The 19,325-nt window shown below is 64.4% G+C and carries 19 protein-coding genes; 5 read left to right on the top strand and 14 right to left on the bottom strand.

Translation table 11 applies throughout. The features are described from left to right. Positions 1-3: 3 nt before the first annotated feature. The 3 genes from JOF57_RS04890 to JOF57_RS04880 form a co-directional block, all read right to left on the bottom strand. Entirely contained in the window at positions 4-798 is a 795-nt protein-coding gene (locus JOF57_RS04890) for an MlaE family ABC transporter permease (protein WP_209914224.1), read from the bottom strand. A gap of 573 nt (positions 799-1,371) precedes the next feature. Beyond that, the gene (locus JOF57_RS04885) at positions 1,372-2,583 is read right to left on the bottom strand and encodes a CaiB/BaiF CoA transferase family protein (RefSeq protein WP_209914221.1); all 1,212 of its coding nucleotides are present in this window, start codon (positions 2,581-2,583) and stop codon (positions 1,372-1,374) included. Further along, on the bottom strand, positions 2,580-4,058 hold the full coding sequence (locus tag JOF57_RS04880; protein ID WP_209914218.1) for an aldehyde dehydrogenase family protein: 1,479 nt from the start codon (positions 4,056-4,058) through the stop codon (positions 2,580-2,582). Before JOF57_RS04880 ends, JOF57_RS04885 begins: the two co-directional genes overlap by 4 nt. A gap of 263 nt (positions 4,059-4,321) precedes the next feature. On the opposite strand from JOF57_RS04880, the gene JOF57_RS04875 reads away from it, so the two are divergent. From JOF57_RS04875 to JOF57_RS04855, 5 genes are all read left to right on the top strand, one after another. Continuing rightward, a complete protein-coding gene (locus JOF57_RS04875) occupies positions 4,322-5,023 on the top strand; it encodes an SDR family NAD(P)-dependent oxidoreductase (RefSeq protein ID WP_209914215.1) in 702 nt (233 codons plus the stop codon). A gap of 42 nt (positions 5,024-5,065) precedes the next feature. Then, entirely contained in the window at positions 5,066-5,941 is an 876-nt protein-coding gene (locus JOF57_RS04870) for a mycofactocin-coupled SDR family oxidoreductase (RefSeq protein ID WP_209914212.1), read from the top strand. 34 nt (positions 5,942-5,975) lie between these two features. Then, positions 5,976-6,170, top strand: a complete 195-nt coding sequence (locus JOF57_RS04865) for a ferredoxin (protein WP_163669178.1) — start codon at positions 5,976-5,978, stop codon at positions 6,168-6,170. Positions 6,171-6,244: 74 nt separating this feature from the next. Next, complete coding sequence (locus JOF57_RS04860) at positions 6,245-7,597, top strand: cytochrome P450 (RefSeq protein ID WP_209914210.1); 1,353 nt, start codon at positions 6,245-6,247, stop codon at positions 7,595-7,597. Between the two features lie 126 nt (positions 7,598-7,723). Next, positions 7,724-8,059 carry a hemophore-related protein gene (locus tag JOF57_RS04855; protein WP_209914208.1) on the top strand — a complete coding sequence of 112 codons (336 nt, stop codon included), beginning with the start codon at positions 7,724-7,726 and terminating at the stop codon, positions 8,057-8,059. A gap of 22 nt (positions 8,060-8,081) precedes the next feature. On the opposite strand, the gene JOF57_RS04850 is transcribed toward JOF57_RS04855, so the two are convergent. The 11 genes from JOF57_RS04850 to JOF57_RS04800 form a co-directional block, all read right to left on the bottom strand. Further along, positions 8,082-9,278: a cytochrome P450 gene (locus JOF57_RS04850; RefSeq protein ID WP_209914204.1), complete on the bottom strand. Its 1,197-nt coding sequence runs from the start codon at positions 9,276-9,278 to the stop codon at positions 8,082-8,084. A 52-nt stretch (positions 9,279-9,330) separates the two neighbouring features. Next, the gene (locus JOF57_RS04845) at positions 9,331-10,113 is read right to left on the bottom strand and encodes a spirocyclase AveC family protein (protein ID WP_209914201.1); all 783 of its coding nucleotides are present in this window, start codon (positions 10,111-10,113) and stop codon (positions 9,331-9,333) included. Beyond that, positions 10,110-10,247, bottom strand: coding sequence for a hypothetical protein (locus tag JOF57_RS04840; protein ID WP_234938089.1), 138 nt, complete (start codon positions 10,245-10,247; stop codon positions 10,110-10,112). The genes JOF57_RS04845 and JOF57_RS04840 overlap by 4 nt, the downstream gene beginning before the upstream one ends. A gap of 32 nt (positions 10,248-10,279) precedes the next feature. Further along, positions 10,280-11,155: a mycofactocin-coupled SDR family oxidoreductase gene (locus tag JOF57_RS04835; RefSeq protein ID WP_209914196.1), complete on the bottom strand. Its 876-nt coding sequence runs from the start codon at positions 11,153-11,155 to the stop codon at positions 10,280-10,282. A gap of 28 nt (positions 11,156-11,183) precedes the next feature. Then, a complete protein-coding gene (locus tag JOF57_RS04830; protein WP_209914193.1) occupies positions 11,184-12,452 on the bottom strand; it encodes a cytochrome P450 in 1,269 nt (422 codons plus the stop codon). Position 12,453: 1 nt separating this feature from the next. Continuing rightward, on the bottom strand, positions 12,454-13,674 hold the full coding sequence (locus JOF57_RS04825; protein WP_209914190.1) for a cytochrome P450: 1,221 nt from the start codon (positions 13,672-13,674) through the stop codon (positions 12,454-12,456). Positions 13,675-13,699: 25 nt separating this feature from the next. Beyond that, positions 13,700-15,178: an aldehyde dehydrogenase family protein gene (locus tag JOF57_RS04820; RefSeq protein ID WP_209914187.1), complete on the bottom strand. Its 1,479-nt coding sequence runs from the start codon at positions 15,176-15,178 to the stop codon at positions 13,700-13,702. Then, a complete protein-coding gene (locus JOF57_RS04815; protein ID WP_209914184.1) occupies positions 15,171-16,061 on the bottom strand; it encodes an SDR family oxidoreductase in 891 nt (296 codons plus the stop codon). The genes JOF57_RS04820 and JOF57_RS04815 overlap by 8 nt, the downstream gene beginning before the upstream one ends. Next, positions 16,054-17,184 carry a spirocyclase AveC family protein gene (locus JOF57_RS04810; RefSeq protein ID WP_209914181.1) on the bottom strand — a complete coding sequence of 377 codons (1,131 nt, stop codon included), beginning with the start codon at positions 17,182-17,184 and terminating at the stop codon, positions 16,054-16,056. The genes JOF57_RS04815 and JOF57_RS04810 overlap by 8 nt, the downstream gene beginning before the upstream one ends. 1 nt (position 17,185) lies before the next feature. Then, positions 17,186-18,301 carry an ABC transporter substrate-binding protein gene (locus JOF57_RS04805; protein WP_209914178.1) on the bottom strand — a complete coding sequence of 372 codons (1,116 nt, stop codon included), beginning with the start codon at positions 18,299-18,301 and terminating at the stop codon, positions 17,186-17,188. Positions 18,302-18,385: 84 nt separating this feature from the next. Further along, positions 18,386-19,234, bottom strand: coding sequence for a CbbQ/NirQ/NorQ/GpvN family protein (locus tag JOF57_RS04800; RefSeq protein WP_209914176.1), 849 nt, complete (start codon positions 19,232-19,234; stop codon positions 18,386-18,388). Positions 19,235-19,325: the final 91 nt, after the last annotated feature.

Genomic DNA, 19,325 nt, shown 5'->3' with positions numbered 1-19,325 from the left:
TACCTATCCCGACGTCATTCGGATGCCGATGGCCGTGACGACCACGTTGATGACGAACAACGCCATGAAGGCGTACACGACTGTCTCGTTCACAGCGTTACCCACCGCCTTGGCGCCACCGCCGCTGATCGTCAATCCGCGGTAGCAGGCGACCAGTCCGGCGATGAAACCGAACAGCGCGGCCTTGACGCACGAGATGATCACCTCCGGCACACCGGTCAACAGCGTGATACCCGCCGCGAACGCACCCGGGTTCACATCTTGGATGAACACCGAGAACACGTAGCCACCCAGGATGCCGATGATCACAACCAGGCTGTTGAGCAATAAGGCGACCAGCCCTGACGCGAGCATTCTGGGGGTGACCAGACGCTGGATCGGATTGATGCCCAGCACCTCCATGGCGTCGATCTCCTCGCGGATCGTGCGGGATCCCAGATCCGCGCACATCGCCGTCGCCCCGGCGCCGGCCACGATCAGCACCGTGACCATCGGACCGAGCTGAGTCACCGCGCCGAAGGCAGCGCCCGCGCCGGACAGGTCGGCCGCGCCCAACTCGCGAAGGAGGATGTTGAGGGTGAAGCTCACCAGCACGGTGAACGGGATCGCCACCAACAGCGTCGGCGCCATCGACACCCGCGCCACGAACCAGCACTGTTCGAGGAACTCGCGCCACTGAAACGGCCGCACGAACACGAACCGCACTGCATCCAACGCCATCGAGAACAGCGCCCCGACGGCCTGCATGGGGCCGGACAGGCCCCGTAGCGATATGCCGGTCGTCCACTTATCCGCCATTGGCCAGTGGTCCTTCCAGGAAAGTGGCTGCCGACACCGCAGTCGGTGCGCCGATGTTAAGTGCTTCACCGCGCCGGTGCTCGAACAGGTCTACTGCATGTGGTCCGGCCTGCCGGCCCACCGGGGTCATGCCGCAACCCCGGACTCTGCACGTGCCAACCGGCCGGTTGGGCACCTGTCGATTCGACTCTCGACCGAATTCAACTGAGCCCCGCTAACTTTCGCGTGCATTGCGGCACCCGTGCCAGGCAGCTCGACAACGGCCGGCGAGGTAAAGGTGCGTTCGGGCATCTCACGCACCTCCTGTTTCTCGCTGATCTTCTGCGCTCCACCGGACTCACCGTCGAAGCTGGACAGACTTGTCCTCGCGACCGCCCCTCGCGCGCCTGATGCTATCCGACTCGGTATCTGTCGCGGAGGCAAATAACGCAGAACTTGCTCGGGTAGTTGATATTTGGGCCGGTCCTCGACGAACGGGTGCACCGCATGGCCGTTCGTGTCGTGGGCTGCAGTGGCAGCGGCCCACGACAGCCGGGCTCCGTCGGGTGCGATGAAGGGCATGATGCGGGCGGCCTACGTGACCGCGCCGACGGTCTTGAGTTCGATGATGCGATCCCAGTCCAGACCGAGTTCACCCAGGATGTCGTCGGTTTGTTCGGCGAAGCCAGGCGCCGGCCCGGTACTCGGCGCCGTGACGTCGAATTGCACTGGGTTGGCCACCAACTCGAGCTCGCCGGCCTGCACCAGGTACTCGTTGGCCCGGATCTGGGCGTCCTGTCCCGCCTGGAGGGTGTCCTGCACCGGGGCCCATGGACCGGCCAGTGTGGCGAATCGCTCGCTCCACTCTGGCAAAGTTCGTTTCTTCATCGCCTCGGTGAGGATCTCGACCGCGTCGGGCGTGTTCTCCGCGAAGGATTCGGCCGTGGCGAACCTCGGATCGTCGATGTGGCTCTCCAGGTCCATGTGCCGGCAGACGTCGGCCCAGAACTTCGTCGGCTGCATCATCACGAACGAGATGTAGCGGTCGTCGGCGGTCGCGTACAACCCGACGAGCGGGTTGATCGGCGATCCGTGCACACCAGGCGGCGGTGTCACCATCACCTGGTTCAGGTGCTGGGTCAACGCCACGGTGTGGCCCATCGACCACAGGCCGCTGCCCAGGAGAGATACGTCGACCACCGACGGCTCGCCGGTGCGCTCCCGCTTGAACAGTGCCGCGGCGATGCCGCCGGCCAGGTTGGTCCCCGAGATGGTGTCCCCGTAGGCCGGCCCGGGCGGGGCGATCATGCCGTCCATCCCGGCCGGCGTGATCGTCGCGGCGGTGCCGGCGCGGCACCAGAAGGCGGTCATGTCGTAACCGCCCTTGACCGACTCCTCGCCGCGGGGCCCCAGCGCGCTGCCCCGGGCGTAGATGATGTTCGGGTTCACCGCACGGATGTCGTCGATGTCGATGCCGAACTTCTGTCGGTGTCCGGGCAGGAAGCTGGTGAGGAAGACATCGGCCTTCTTCGCCAGCTCCAGCAGGATCTCTCTGCCTTCCGGCACCGACATGTCCAGCCCGATACTGCGCTTGCCGCGGTTGGCGTGTTCGATGTTCGGGTTCGGATCACCCTCGACACGCAGCGGACCGGTCTGACGCAGACCACGCTGCGGGTCGCCGGTCACGGCGTGCTCGACCTTGATGACGTCGGCACCCCACTCCCCCAGCACCGCACCGGCCGACGGGACGAAGCCGTACATCGCGACCTCGAGGACGCGGATTCCTTGCAACGGACCGCCGGTCATGACAGCACCCGCGCAAACGTCTTGGCTTCCATGAACTCCTCGAGTCCGGCAGTGCCCATCTCGCGGCCGATACCGGACTGCTTGTATCCGCCGAACGGGCTGTCGGGACTGAAGTAGTTGCCGCCGTTGATCGAGAACGTTCCGGTGCGGATCCGCCGGGCCACGGCCAGGGCGCGGTCCTCGCTGCCGAACACCGCACCGGACAGTCCGTAGATCGAGTTGTTGGCGATGCGGACCGCGTCGTCGTCGTCCTCGTAGGCGATCACGGCCAGCACCGGCCCGAAGACCTCTTCCTGGGCGATCTCGCTGTCCGGGTCTACATCCGCCAGCAGCGTCGGGCTGTAGAAGTAGCCGGGGTCGACCTTCTCGCCGCCGGTGACCAGCGTGGCGCCGGCCTCGACCGCGCGCTTCACCATGCCGTCCACCTTGTCGCGCTGCTTCTCACTGATCAGCGGACCCATGTAGGTCTTGGGATCGGTCGGGTCGCCGAAGCGCACGTGACTGAAGTTCGTCTTGATCAGCTCGACGATCTCGTCCTTGTGCTTGGCCGGGACCAGCAGTCGCGAGGTCAGCGCGCAGCCCTGACCGGCGTGGGTGACCATGCTGAAGGCCGAGAACACCGCGGCAGTGTTGAAGTCGGCGTCGTCGAGGACGATCGCGGCGGACTTGCCACCCAGTTCCAGGAACACCTTCTTCAAGGTCTCACTGGCCGCGGCCATGATGCGCCGGCCGGTGGGCGTGGAACCGGTGAAGGTGACCATGTCGACGTCGGGGCTGGTGGTGAGTACCGCGCCCACCTCGGGATCCGCGCCCGACAGGACGTTGACGACGCCGGCGGGGATGTCCGTGTGGTTGGCGATCAGCTCACCGAGGGCGAGCGTGATCAGCGGAGTGTCCGGTGCGCCCTTGAGCACCACGGTGCAGCCGGCGGCCAGGGCCGGCGCCAGCTTGGCCAGTGCCAACTGGTTGGGATAGTTGTAGGCGATGATCGCGGCCACCACGCCGCCGGCTTCCTTCTCCACCCACCGGTGATGCTGCATGCCACGGCTCTCGATGTTTCCGAGGTCCTCGGTCAGCGGGTGGGTCTTGAGCAGCTCGGCGTAGTACCGGACGATGTCGATCGGCCCGTCCAGCTGCGCACCGGCGCACAGCGCAGCGGTGGCCCCGACCTCGGTGGTGGTCAGTGCGGCCAGTTCGTCGCGATGCTCGATCAATGCCTGGTGCAGCTGCTCCAGACAATGGATCCGCAATTCCGTGTTCGTGGACCAGTCGGTGTCGTCGAACGCCCGCCTGGCCGCGGCGACCGCAGCCTGGGCATCGGCGACCGTCGCGTCCGGCGCATAGCCGAACACCTCACCGGTAGCGGGGTTGACGGAAGGAAACGTCCGCGGCGTCTCGCGCAGCTCTCCGCCGATCAACAACTTCCGGTCAGCCCGCTGTTCTGCCGCGATGGTCGGCGCTTCCTGCTGCATCATCCTCCTCAGGCGATTCACTACTGTGATGGAAACTGCATTCTCATCACCGGCGAATCATACATTCGCTCGATGAGAACTCAAGTGAAAGCTAGATCAGCTAGTCATGCCCTATTCGCTGCAGATCGACCAGTGGCGCGGGCGGCACGCAGGTTACGCTCAGATCTTGCGGTGCACACCCGTCCGAGAGTACGGTTCTCATAATCGGAAGGATGATTCTTGACCCTTGAGAAAGTCCGGCGTCGTCCGGCGACCGGAGGACTGTCGTGAAAAATGCCGTTGTCACCGGAGGAGGTTCGGGTATCGGGGCGGCCATCGCCACCCGGTTGCGCGCCGACGGCCTCAATGTCGCGACACTCGACCTGCAGCCCTCGGATGATGAGTTCGCCCATGTCGCCGATGTGACCGATCGGGCCGCGGTCGACTCCGCGGTCAATGCGGTTCGCGCCCAACTCGGCCCGATCTCGGTGCTGGTCAACGCGGCCGGCCTGGACTGCTTCAAGCGGTTCAGCGATGTGTCGTTCGAGAAGTGGCAGCAGATCATCGATGTCAATCTCAACGGCGTGTTCCATTGCGTACAGGCGGTATTGCCCGACATGCTCGAAGCCGGCTGGGGCCGGATCGTCAACATCTCGTCGTCGAGCACTCATTCGGGCCAGCCCTTCATGTCGCCCTATGTCGCGGCGAAATCCGCGGTGAACGGTTTGACCAAGAGCCTGGCACTGGAACTCGGACCCAACGGCATCACGGTCAACGCGGTACCGCCGGGCTTCATCGACACCCCCATGCTTCGCAAGGCCGAAGGCAAGGGACTCCTCGGCGACACCGACAAGCAGATCGCGCAGACGCCGGTTCGCCGGATGGGCAAGCCCGAGGACATCGCCGCCGCCTGCGCCTTCTTCGCCTCCGAGGAGGCGGGCTACATCACCGGCCAGATCCTCGGGGTCAACGGCGGCCGTAACACCTAACGCGCAGGATCACCCGAAAAACATTGAAGCGAAAGGACAATTGTGGGAAACAGCGTAGAGGGCAGGGTTGCCGGGAAAGTCGCATTCATCACCGGCGCGGCCCGCGGTCAGGGCCGCAGCCACGCGATTCGGCTGGCCGAAGAGGGCGCCGACATCATCGCGGTCGACATCTGTAAGAACTACGACACTGTCGGCTATGCGATGGCCACGGCGGAAGACCTCGAAGAGACCAAGAATTACGTCGAGAAGACCGGACGGCGCATCGTCACCGCCCAGGCCGACGTCCGCATCGAAGCCGAGCTGCGTGCCGCGCTGGACGCGGGACTTGCGGAATTCGGCAAGGTCGACATCGTCGTGGCGCAGGCCGGCGTCGCCGCGATGAAGGGCGAGCCCGCGATGCAGGCCTGGACCGACGGCATCAACACCAACTTCGTGGGCACCATCAACGCCATCCAGGTCGCGCTGCCGCACCTCAAGGAGGGCGCGTCCATCATCGCCACCGCATCGGCCGCGGCCCTGATGGACGCCCACAACAAGCCCAACCCGGGCGCCGATCCGGGCGGCATGGGCTACATGATCTCCAAGCGCCTGATCTCCGAATACGTCCACGCGCTGGCCACCGAACTGGCGGTGCGCGGCATCCGGGCCAACGTGATCCACCCGACCAACTGCAACACCAACATGCTGCAGAGCGAGCCGATGTACCGCTCGTTCCGGCCGGATCTGGAGAACCCCACCCGTGCCGATGCCGAGCCGGTGTTCGGTGTGCAGCAGGCCATGAAGGTCAACTTCATCGAACCCGAGGACATCAGCAACGCGGTGCTGTGGCTGGCCTCGGAAGAGTCCCGCTACGTCACCGGCATGCAGCTGCGCGTCGACGCCGGCGGTTATCTCAAGTGGTACGACTACCACGTGTAATGCCGCACCCATTGATTCGAAAGGAGTTGGCGTAGTGAAGGTTTCGGTCGATGCCAGTCGCTGCCAGGGCCACACCCTGTGTGCGATGATCGCGCCCGACTCGTTCGTCCTCGACGACGTCGACGGTCACTCGTCGCCGGTTTCCGAGGTGGTACCAGCGGATCAGGAGGACGCGGTCCGCGAGGCCGCGCACTCCTGCCCCGAGCAAGCCATCGTCATCGAAGATTGACGCCGACCCGAATACCAAAGGGAGACAACGCCGTGAGTATCGATGAGCCGCTTGCGCGAAGAGAGTCAAGCACTGTGGATGTCACGACCGACGACGACCGTAAGAAGAACAACTACCACTTCGACCGGCACACGCCGGAATATCGGTTGCAGTTCGAGAAGATCACCGAGGAGATGCAGTCCGGCTGCCCGATGGCGTGGACCGACACCTACAACGGGCACTGGGTGGCCGCCGACAGCAAGCACGTCTTCGAGTTGGCCCGCTGCCCCGTCGTCTCGAACCATCACGACATCAGTGGGGAGACTCCCTACCAGGGCATCACCATCCCCAAGGCCAGCCGTGCGACGGTGGTGCGCGGCGGCATCCTGGAGATGGACGAACCCGAGCACAGTGCCTACCGCGGCGCACTGAACCCGTACCTGTCGCCGGCCGCGATCAAGCGGTGGGTGCCGTTCGTGGACGAGATCACCCGCGCCGCACTCGATGAGCACATCGAGTCCGGCGAGATCGACTTCGTCGAGCATCTGGCCAATGTGGTGCCCGCGGTGTTCACCCTCGCCATGATGGGCATTGAGCTCAACAAGTGGAATGTCTACAGCGAGCCCACCCACGCCTCGGTCTACACCCCCGAGCACTCCCCTGATCGCGAGAAGATCAACGCCCAGCACCGCGAAATGGGCATCGACATCATCAACAACATGATGGAGATCCGGGAGAATCCGCGGCCCGGTCTGGTCAACGCGATGGTGCAGTTGCGCATCAACGGTGAACCGGCACCGGACATGGAGATCCTGGGCAACCTGGGCCTGGTCATCGGCGGCGGATTCGACACCACCACCGCGCTCACCGCCCACGCCTTGGACTGGCTCGGGCAGCACCCCGGCGAGCGCACCCGGCTGAGCGATGAGCGCGCAACACTCCTCGACCCGGCCACCGAGGAGTTCCTGCGCTTCTTCACCCCGGCGCCCGGTGACGGCCGGACGTTCTCCGAGGACGTCGAGGTCGAAGGTCAGGAGTTCAAGCAGTACGAGCGTTTGTGGCTGTCCTGGGCGATGGCCAACCGCGACCCGTCGGTGTTCGACCAGCCCAACGACCTCGTCATGGAGCGAAAGGGCAACCGGCACTTCAGCTTCGGCATCGGCGTACATCGCTGCGTGGGTTCGAATGTGGCCCGCACGGTATTCAAGTCGATGCTCACCGCGGTGCTGGATCGGATGCCGGACTACGTGTGCGATCCCGAGGGCACCGTGCACTACGACACCATCGGCGTCATTCAGGGCATGCGAAATCTGCCGGCGCGCTTCACCCCGGGCAAGAAGCTGGGCCCCGGCCTGGATGAGACCCTGGAGAAGCTGCAGCGCATCTGCAATGAGCAGGAGCTGGCCCGGCCGATCACCGAGCGCAAGGACATCGCCATCATCGACTGATGTGGACCGGTACCGGTTTTGCGAGGACGCCTTGTACGTCTGCCGCCTGTTAACCTCGAACGAGGTCGGGTCCGGCACACGTACAAGGCGTCGTCATCTTGGGCGACAACATGGGGGTTCCAGCAGGTGATCAAGTCTTTCAAGTACATCGCGGCCACGCTCGGCGGGCTGGCTCTGTCCGTTCCGCTGGTGACGGGGGTGGCATCCGCCCAACCCGATTTCAGCGGCGTGGTCAACACGACATGTAGCTACGAGCAGGTGATGGCGGCGCTCAATGCGCAGCGTCCCGACTTGGCCCAGCAGTTCAACGCTTCCCCGTTCGCGCAAGGTGCACTGCGGAACTTCCTGGCCTCGGGGCCTGCCCAGCGCCAGCAGACGGTGGTCCAGCTGCAGGGCAGCCCGGCGGCCGCGCAGTACTTCGGGCCGATCAACTCGATCGCGAGCAGCTGCAACAACTACTGATTGCTCACCTGCGGATGCCGGGTCAGCGGGTCTTGACCGGCATCCGCGCCCAACCACGCACGCTTGAGGTGTGGGCCATGGTCGTGTGTTCGTGATCGACCTCCCAGTCGGTCCACCGCTTCAAGACCTCTTCGAAGGCCACCCGCGCCTCAAGCCGCGCCAACGCCGAGCCGAGACAGAAATGCAGGCCCTGACCGAAGCTGAGATGGCTGTCCTTGCGGTGGATGTCATAGCGGTCCGGATCGGTGTACCGGGTGTCGTCCCGGTTGGCCGAGCCGTTGAGCAGCAGCAGGTAGGACCCCTCGGCCACGGTCTGCCCGTACAGTTCGACATCGCGCGCCACGTAACGCGCCTGCACGGGTGACGGCGGTTCGAAGCGCAGTGTCTCCTCCACTGCCGAGGGGATCAACGACGGATCGGCGGCGAGTTCACGGCGTTGGTCGGGGTGCTCACCGAGCAACTGCCCCATGAAACCGATGAGCCGGGCCGTGGTTTCTCCGCCCGCGCCGGCGATCATGGCCGTGTAGGCGAGAACTTCGGTGCGGTCCAGGTGGCGCCGCGAACCGTCCGGCTCCTCCACCTCTGCGTTGAGCAGTTCGGTCATCAAGTCATCGGAAGGATGACTTGCCCGCCACTCGATGTACTCGGCGAACTCTGCGAGAGACTCGGCGAAAACCGTGGCACTGACGTCCCCGGCCTCATTCCCGACCGAGATGTTCCTGTCGGTGCGGTCACGGATCTTCTCCTGCCCCTCCTCGGGAATCCCGAGCAAGTACCCGATGGTTCGCATCGGCATGAACGCGCCAAGATCGGCGACGAAATCGAACCCGTCGCTGTTCATCAGTGGATCCAGTGCGCGAGAACAGAATCCACGCACCAGACCTTCGACGGCCAGCATGCGCCGGGGCGTGAAGACGCGCGACAGCAGACGCCGGTGCAGGTCATGCAGCGGTGGGTCCTCGAACAGCAGGATGCCCGGCGGCACCTCGATACCGCTGAACAGGATGTCCGCGGTCGTGCCCCGACCCGACCGGTACGTCTCCCAATCGGGCAGGGCCTTGACCACGTCGTCGTAGCGGCTCAGCGCGTAGAAGTTGTACCTGTCGTTGTAGTACAGCGGAGCTTCTCGACGCATGCGTCGCCAGATCGGATACGGATCGTCATCAATCGTGAAATCGAAGGGGTCGTAATACAACTCCACCGCCGGGTCGACCGTCACCCTGGTCCTGCCTTCCAATCATGCTGTGTGCGTGGCGATTCACTACAGGGTGTTACCTGGGCTGATTCGGCACCCCGGGGTAGTACTGCTCGGTGGGCCCCGCGGTCACCCACCCGCCGAGCTTGGTGACCAGGTGCGGCGCGAAAACCGAGGCGTAGACCACGTGTCCGACCACGATCACGGCGAACACCGACAGCACACCCGACTGCAGCCGGGTCGTCGAGATCTTGTCGGCCCATATCTCGATCACGTTGCGGCCCTCGGAATCAGTGCGCCCCAACAGATAGGTGAACACCATCATCTGCAGGCCCATCGCGATGGCGTCGTAGATCGGATACTGGTGTTTGGTCCCTTCCCACAGCCCCAGGCCCTCGATCACATAGCCGTAGTAGAACAGGCCGAGCCGCGCACCGATGATCGCGTTGAAGAACAACGCCCACAGGAACCCCACGGCGAAGCCCACCCCGAGGAGGGTCTGTGGTCGACGCCAGTTCCACTTCCGGCATGCCCAACGGCCCAGTGCCGCACCGATGATCGCCGGCAGGACGAAATACCCCATGTAGCCGACCGGAACCGCCGAGGGCAACCCACCGCCCCAGGTCATGTTGAGCGGCCACCAGGAAGGCATCCGCGGGAGTTCCGGCGGGAACTGCGCATACACCGCCCAGTCGTACGGGGCCTCGATCCAGGAGAACGAGAGCGCCGAGATGCACAACAGCAGCAAGGGGTGCAGCCGCCCGCGGCGCACGCTCAGGTAGACGCCGACGGCCAGAAACCCCAGGCCGCTGATGTAGGCGAATGCCACTCCGGCGTTGATCAGGAACTGCACGCTCACCGGCCCACCTCCGGCCCCGATCCGGGCTGCGGCCCGGGCGGTGTGCGACGCGCCTCCGGATCGAAATGCAGCACCAGGCCGACGATCAGGACAATCAGGCCAAACAGGGTGCCCAACATGATGATTGCGCCCACTGCCACCTCCTCGGGATACGACGTTTCAGGGTCTATTGCGGTCCGTTGGGCCATTTGAGCAGTGAACCGGCGTCGACGCGGATGTGCTGTCCGGTGATGTAGCGGCTTTCCTCGCCGGCCAGGAATACCCCGAGATTGGCCATGTCCTCCGGTTCGATGTACGGAATCGGCATGGCCTGGAACAGGTTGAACAGCGGTTCGGCGTCTTCGCGGGTGGCGGTCTTGCCCGCGGCCTTGAGATCGGGGCGGAACACCCCGTACATGCCCTCGTTCTGCAGCAGGTGGGTGTTGCAGTTGGTCGGGTGGATGGCGTTGACCCGGATCATCCTCGGCGCCAGGTGAAGACACATTTCGTCGACGTACTCCATCACGATGCGCTTGCTCCAGCCGTACCCGGCGCCACCCGGCCCCATGTCGGGACTGGTGGTGGTGCCACGGATCATGCCCGCGGTGGACCCGGTGACGATGATCGATGCGCCGTCGGGCAGGTGTGGGATCGCTACCGCGACGGTGTTCATCACACCGAGCAGGTCGACATCGGAGGCGTCGACAAAGCCCATCGGATCGGGATTGCCCATCGCCATCGGCAGGATGCCCGCATTGGCCACGACGATGTCGATCTTTCCGAGGTCGGCGATCCCGGCTTCGACTGCGTCACGCAACTCGTGCCGCTCGCGGACATCGGCGACCCGCGCCACGACGCGCCGCCCGAGTTCTTTGATCTTGCGCTCGGTCTCGGCCAGGTCTTCGGGGGTGGCCAACGGGTAGGGGTTGGAGGGGATGTCACGGCAGATGTCGACCGCGATGATGTCGGCGCCCTCCTTGGCCATCGCCACCGCATGCGCGCGGCCCTGGCCTCGCGCGGCTCCGGTGATGAAGGCGACCTTGCCATCGAGCTTTCCGGCCATTGGGTGCTCCTTTTCTCTGCTCGCAGTGTCAGTCGAGGGGTGTGAAGGTGATGTGGAGAGTGCTGAGCCCGCGCATGATGAACGTGGGTTCGTAGGCGTAGTTGCGGTTGTCGGCCGGGCCGTGGTGCTCGGTGGAAATCGTGATGTCGGACATCCGGTCCAAGATCCGATTGAGCGAGATGCGGCCCTCGGCTCTGGCCAGTGGGGCACCTGGGCAGGAGTGGACACCGCGGATGAAGGCGATCTGCTCCCGCACGTTGGCTCGGTCAGTCTGAAATATGTTGGGGTCAGCGAACTTCCGCTCATCACGGTTGCACGCGCCCGGAAGTACCATGACGGTCGTTCCGGCCGGTACCTCGACATCACCGATGCGGGTCGTCTTGCCGGCCATCCGGAAGTGTGATTTGACCGGGCTTTCCAACCGCAGGGTCTCCTCGAGGAAGGCCGGTATCTTGCTGCGGTCCTCGCGCAGCAGCTTCTCGAATCCGGGGTTGTCCCCGATGAAGCGGACGGCCGAGCTCACAAGTTTTGTCGTGGTCTCGGTGCCTGCGGCAAACAGGAAGGTGGACAGGTTCATCACATCGTCGATCTCGGGTGTCGAACCGTCCTCGTACTTGGCCAGCGCCAGCCCGGTCAGCACATCGTCACGTGGCGCGCGCCTGCGATCCTCGATATAGGCGTAGAACTTGTCGTTGAGCCACTGCAGCGGGTTGTGCGTGGTCGGCGCCTCCTTGCCGAGCTCACCGACGGTCTCCAGGGCGAACACCGCCTTGAACTCCTCGTGATCTTCGGCGGGGACACCCAGCAGATCGGCAATGACCAGCAGGGAGAACGGCTTCGCGTAGTCGGCGAGAAATTCGCAGCCGCCCTTGTCGATGAACGTGTCGAGCTGCAGGTCGGCCAGCCGCCACATGAAGTCTTCGTTTTCTTTGAGGCGCTTGGGGGTGATCAGCTTGTTCATCAGGCCGCGGGTGCGCGTATGCAGCGGGGGATCCTGCGAGGTGATGTGTTCGCTCATCGGGACCGCGAGCCGGTGCTCCTCGATCAGCTCGGTGACGTCGTCACTGTCCCCCGGCCCGAACGGCAGTCCGGAGAACGGGCCGGCCACCGACACGCACGACGAGAACGCCGGATCCTTGTACACGGCCAGCGCCTCGTCGTAACCGGTGACGGTCAGGACGTTGAACGGCGTCGCCTGGGTCACCGGGCATTTGGACCGCAGGTGATCAAAATATGGATAGGGGTCGGGCACCAGGGACTCGTCGGTGAAGAAGTCCACCGCCTCGAAATCGGTCATCTCAGGCTCCTGACGCGTCGAACAGGACCGGCACGGAGGTCGGCGAACGGAATATCTGGCCACGAATGTGCGGATCGTCGCCGTCCGGGTCCGTCCGCAGGTTGGGTAACCGGTCCAGCAGAAGGTTGACGGCGGTGCGCATTTCGAGCCGCGCCAGGTGCATGCCCAGGCATACGTGTACCCCGTAACCCCACCCGAGGTTCCCCTTGGGCGTACGGAAGATGTCGAACTCGTCCGGGTTCTCCCACCGGTCCTCCTGCCGGTTCGCCGAACCGAGCATCGGCATGACCGACGATCCCTCGGGGATCGGGACACCCGCGAGTTGGGTATCGCAGGTGGCAGTGCGGGTGATGGTCAGCAGCGGCGGGTTCCAGCGCACCGCTTCCTCGATGGCCTGTGGCAGCAGCGACCGGTCGGCCCGGATGGCTTCCAGTTGCGTTGTGTCCGTGAGCAACGCGAACAGCAGGTTCCCCAATGACCGGTACGTGGTCTCCACGCCGGCCGGCAACAGCAGCCGCAGGAACGAGAAGATCTCCTCGTCGGTCAGCTTCTCTCCGTCGATCTCGGCCTCGGCGAGGAGGCTGATCATGTCTTCCTTCGGCTCGACGCGGCGGGCCTGCAGGATCGGCGCGAAGTACTCGCAGAGCGCAGCCGATGCCGCCAACCCGCGCTCCGGGTTCATGATCCAACTCAGCAGTGAGATGGACCACCGCTGGAACTGCGGATAATCCTCTTCGGGCAATCCGAGCAAGCCTGCGATGATCCGGCTCGGATAGTCGAAGGTGAATTGCTTGACCAGGTCGGCCTTGCCGTCGGATGCGAACTTGTCGATGAGCTCCTTGCCGACGCGACCCACCAGTTCGTCTTGCCAACGCATCAAAGCTTTTTGCGAAAATGCCTTCGACACCAACGAACGCAGGCGGCCGTGCACCGGTTCGTCCATGCCCAGCATGACCCGCTCACCGAGCACCGGACCGAACGCTGCGATGACCCCGGACGACGAGAAGGTCAGATTGTCTCGCAACATCTGTTGCGCGTCCTCGTAGCGATACACGATGAAGACGGGCTTGCCCTCCTCCCCTGGCATCGCAGACACGTCGATCCGCTGGATCGGTTCCTCACGCCGAAGCCTGGCGAGCTCCGGGTAGGGGTCCCGGACGTCACCGGACACGGCATCGTCGAAGGATCCGAAATCCTCCAGGTCTTCAAATAACTGGGGCAAAGCTTCCTCCTTAAGACTGTTGTCGCTAGAGGGCTGGGTAAGCGACAGACTTGATCTCGGTGTACTGGCCGAATCCCGCGAGGCCGTTCTGACGCCCGACACCGCTGTCCTTGTAGCCGCCGAACGGTGTATCTGCGCCGTAACCCGCGGTGCCGTTGAGCCCGATGAACCCGGCGCGAAGCCGACGCGCCACGGCGAGCGAACGTTCCAGCGAACCCGACATGACATTGCCGGCGAGTCCGTAGGCGCTGTCGTTGGCGATCCGGATCGCGTCCTCTTCGTCCTCGTAGGGGATGACCACGAGGACAGGACCGAAGATCTCCTCCTGCGCAATGGTCATCGAGTTGTCCACATCGATGAAAAGGGTTGGGTTGACCCAGAATCCCTTGTCGAACTGCGTGGGGGCCTCCATGCTGCCGACGAGCATCGTGGCGCCCTCGTCGACGCCTTTCCTGATGTAGCCGAGAATGCGGGACTGCTGCTTGGCCGAGATGACCGGACCACAGAGGGTGCCCGGGTCCTGCGGGTCACCGGCGCCGATGTTCTCGTAGATGGCCTTGAGGATCGTGACGCCTTCGTCATAGCGGGATCGCGGCAGCAGCATCCGGGTGGGTGTGGCGCAGCCCTGCCCGGCGTGCATCAGCGGGCCGATGCCGATTAAACATGCCGAGTTGAACGCTGCGTCATCCAAGTCCTCCAGCACGATCGTCGCCGACTTGCCACCGAGTTCGAGGAACAACCGCTTCATCGTCGCGGCACCCTTTTCCATAATCCGCTTACCCACGGTCGTGGAGCCGGTGAACGAGATCATGTCGACCTTGCGGGACAGCGTGAGTTCCTCGCCGACAAGATGATCCGATGCGGTCACCACGTTCACCACACCTGCGGGGATGTCGGTGTTCTCGGCGATGAGCCGGCCCAGGCGCGTGGCATTGAACGGGGTGTCCGGCGCCGGCTTCAGTACGACCGTGTTGCCAGTCGCCAATGCCTGTCCCAGCTTGTTGATGGTGACCTCGAACGGAAAGTTCCACGGCGTGATCGCACCGACCACGCCGACCGGCTCATGCCACACCTTGCGCGTGGTGTTCACCCCGGTGACGGATACGACGGTGTCGCCGAGATCTGTCTCCCAGGGGAATTCTTCGATGAGCCGGGCCGGGTATTTGAGCCCGTCGGCGAGCGGTGCATCGAGTTGGGGGCCGTGCGTCACCGCACGCGGTGCACCGACCTCGGCGATGAGTTCCTCACGCAACTCCTCCAACTCGCCTTCGATGGCCTCGTGCAGTTGTTCCAGGCAACGCTTGCGGAGCTGGTGGTCGGTCGACCAATCTGTCTCGTCAAATGACCGTCGAGCGGCATCGATGGCCCGGTTCATATCGGCCTTCGAGGCATCCGAGACCTCACCGAGAACCGCTTCGTTCGCCGGGTTGATATTGGTGAACGTGCCGGCCCCGCCGTCGACGAGCTTGCCGTCGATCAGCATCCTGGACTCGAAGTCAGCCATGGTCTGCGCCTTCTCTTCGGAGCGCCCCGAACCGCGGGATTCCCATCATCAGACGGGTCATCTGATGCAGGGCCGCAGCCGGAAGCATTCGGTTGGCGAGCAACAACATTCGGGCATCAGGCCCGACAGAGGTCTTGACGAAGGGCTTCGAGCTGTTGAGCGCCTTCGCCAGACCGACGGCGAACTCCTCGGGCGAGCGCGCGGCACGCTTCATCATGGCCCGGCCCCGTTTGTCCATTGTGCGGTGATGGGGGGCGTAGGGGCCGTCCATGTCCCGGTCGTCTGTCGTCCCCGCGTCGGTGATGATTTCGGTGTCGTATGTGCCGGTGACCAGAATGGTGACGCCGATGCCGAATGGCGCAATCTCCCCCGCCATCGCTTCGCCCCACCGTTCCAGTGCACCCTTGACTGCCGAATACGGTGCGGTCGCCGGCATTCCGCGTACACCCGCCGCACTCGAGATGAGGACGATGCGGCCACGACCGGCCGCGCGCATGGCTGGCAACAGCGCCTTGGTGAGCGCCACCGGACCGAAGACATTCGTCGCGAACATGCGTTCCCAGAGATCGGACGACGCCTCCTCGACCATTCCTGCCGCTGAGATGCCGGCATTGTGCACCAAGGCATACGGTGCACCGACGGTCTCCTCGATCGCCTTGGCGGCCGCGGTGATCGAGGCCCCGTCGGTGAGGTCGAGCTGGATCCCGATCAGCCTGTCGTCGTCTTGACCGGCTCCGGTCGCCTCGCGCAGCAGCGCCATTCCACGGTCCGGGGTGCGCATCGCCGCGACCACGCGCCACCCCTCGCGATAAAGGCGTGCGGTCGAGGCGAAGCCGAGCCCGCGGGATGCCCCGGTGACGACCACCGTTCGGGGCTCAGCCATTCTGGTTCTCCGGTGCGCACCGATCGCTCTTCGAACCCAACTCGACATCAGGGTTGCGGGACGGCCCCTGCTGCCAGGTGGACCATTTGCCCACCGAGTACGGCCCCTCGGCTCCGTTCGCCCGGTAATACCCCTGCGGGTCGTAGATCTTCGCCTCTGGATACGGCCACGGGCAGGCGACTGAGGTGGCCAGCCCGCTGGCCTTGATGGCCCAAAACCAGCTTCCGTAGGCGAAGTACGCAACGTTGACGATCGCGAACATCACCAGGAACGTGCCGAGCACCGGCTTTTTCGGGAACAGCCTGGCCTTCGCGGCGAGCTTCTCCGCCACCGCTTTGCCCGTGTCGTCGCGGTAGACCAGGATCGCCGCCGGAATCATCACGAAGGTCACCGCCAGCGACTCCCAGATCAACGGGAATTGGAAGGTGCTGCCGGGAAACAATGTGCCGAACGGGATTGCCTGGGAGTAGATGTACAGACCGGTCCGCACCAAGCTGACCTCGAGGAAGGCGTCGAAGATGAAGCCGATCACCAACACCAAGCCGCCCAGGCTGATCAGTGGATGCCTGCTGACGAACGCTTCCGGACCGCGTTTGGCCTGCCACTTGCGCAGAAGCCAGATGGCCGGGAAGTAGGGGCCGAAGTAGAACGTCACGTACCCGAACACGATGAACGGTTCGACCGTCGGCGACATCATGATCAGCGGCCAGTTCTCCGGCCAGTGCACCAACGCCGGGTTGTACACCGCGTAGGGCGCCCAATTCATGATCGGGTCCTGCCACACGATCACTGTCGTGACCAACACCATCAAGAGCACCGGGCTGCCGGGATTGCGCCGCCAGGCACGGATAAACACGATCGTCAGCACCACAACCATGAACAGGGCGCCGACCTGCGGGATGACCTGCCAGTGATCAAATGCCGTCAGAAACTCAACCGGACGCGGACGCCCTTCGATGTTCGGGTTGGCCACGCGCGGGTGGACGTCCGTCCGCGCCACGGAGAGGAACATCCCCCAGAAGCCCAGCCATCCGAACAACGCAATCCACCGGCCCCAGTTCGCCCTCTTGCGCGCAGGACGGTCGGCCTTCGTCTCGGGCGGTAACGATTCTTTCGTTGTCACGTCATTCCTCCCCGAACCGGTCGACCAGGTGCGAATTGATGCCGTCCTCATCGAGCGTCCGGGCCACCAGGTAGCCCGATCCCATCCATGCGCGCCGCGTCCACTTCCCCAGGGACACCCGGGTTCCGGGTGCACCGGAGGCTGCGGGGAGCATCTTCACCCGCTCAAGTGCCTCCTTGACGCCGCGCGGGCTCAGGGGGTGCGCATCGGTGAAGGCCCGCACCAGGGTGGCGGCGACATCGTGGTTGACGACCGAGACGCAGTACTCGGGGCGACTGCCGTCGTAACGCTCGGCATATCGGTCCAGCCACGCCTGCCCGACGGGGTTGCCCTCGTCGTATTGATCGACCCCGATCCAGCCCAGAAAGGCGTTCCACATGATCGGGTTGACCCACGCGTTCTGGAAGGCGGTGGTGGTGAAGCGCGGTGGATCCCAGTTGACGGCCTCGAGCGCCGGATTGACGAAGACGATGCCGAATCCGAAACCCAGGTGCACGATCGCCTCGGCCTTTGCCTCGTGCAGTGCGCTCACCGCAGCGTTGATGTCCTGCGCGGTCTGCGCAATCACTGCCTCGGCGACGATCCGAATCCTCTTGCGGGCACAGGCAGTTCGTAGATTCTTCAGATAGCTGTCCCCGATGAGACTTTGCTCGACGAGTACACCGATCTCGGTCAGGCCCCGTTTCGCGATCAGATCCGCAAGGAAGATGGGTTCGTCGGTCATCGATCCCTGGGGGAAGGCGAACGTCCACTCACCGAGCCAATCGTCGGTTCCCGTCACGCTGATCGCCGGCACCTTGAAGCGGTCCTCGATCGCTTCCCGGAGCGGCACGCAGTTGTCGGTGATGTTCGGTCCGAACACCACCAGGCAACCCTCGTCGACGAGCTCACCGTAGGCATCGATGACCGCCTTGACCGACCCCTTCGGCAACCCCTCCACCTCGCGGTAGATCATCTTCACGGGCCGATCCATCAACCCCTGCGCAACGGCTTCTTCGAACACCAGGTCAAAGGTCCGGGTGAACGAGGCCTTCAGTTCTTCCGGGAACCCCGGCGGCAAAGTGAAGTCCATCAGGTAGCCGATCTTGATGGGCTCGGCGGTGCTCTCGTACGACATCTGACCTCCGTACTGGGCGTTCATCGCGGGACGCCGGAGTAAACCTAATATTTGTTCTGACCCTAATAAGGGCCGGGCACAGCGTCAATGGCCGGACGCGGTTCCGCCCAGATAGACGTCGATCAACTCGCGCAGGGCAAGGCTCACCGCGACGTCGTCGGTCAACGGGCCCGCAATCGCGACGCGGGCCGCCACGGAAACGGGCAGCCCCTCGGAGATGAGACGGCCCGCCGCGATCAGCACCCGAGTCGACGCGACTTCGCGTAGTCCCCCGGTCTCCAAACGCCGGATAGCCTGCCCGAACCGCACCAGCTCGACTGCAGTGGCGCGATCTACGCCGGCCTCGTGGACGACGATGCCCTGTTCGACATCAGGATCCGGAAAGCCGAACTCGATGGCCACCATCCGCTGGCGCGTCGAGTCCTTGAGATCTTTGAGAACGCTTTGGTAGCCCGGGTTGTAGGACATCACCAGACCGAATCCCGGCGCCGCGTCGAGCGTGACGCCGAGCCGCTCGATCGGCAACTGACGCCGGTGGTCGGCGAGGGGATGTAACACCACGGTGGTGTCCTGACGGGCTTCGACCACCTCGTCGAGGTAACAGATCGCGCCCTCCCGCACGGCGCGGGTCAGCGGACCGTCCACCCAGACCGTCTCGTCGCCACGGAGCAGATACCGACCGACGAGATCGGCGGTGGTGAGGTCGTCGTGACAGGCGACGGTGATCAGCGGCCGCTCGAGGTCATACGCCATCGCCTCGACGAAGCGCGTCTTGCCGCAACCGGTCGGCCCCTTCAGCACCAGCGAAAGGCCCTGGCGGTAGGCAGCCTTGAACACGGCCTCCTCGTCGCCGACCGGCGTGTAGTAGGGACGCTCGCTCAGTGCCTGCGAACTGGTTCCGTTCTGGTGAGCGAGCCCCGGCTCGTTGGCCATCAACACACCTTTCGTTGCGTCCGCCACGCTGCGGCACCAATGGCAGCGTAACCGGAACAGATGTTTGTTTCAATGGTCGGCCACTGCGCGC

This window comes from Mycolicibacterium lutetiense (assembly GCF_017876775.1).
GTDB classification, from domain to species: domain Bacteria; phylum Actinomycetota; class Actinomycetes; order Mycobacteriales; family Mycobacteriaceae; genus Mycobacterium; species Mycobacterium lutetiense.
Note: the sequence above shows the minus strand (reverse complement) of the source record. Positions and strands in the feature narration are given on the sequence as shown.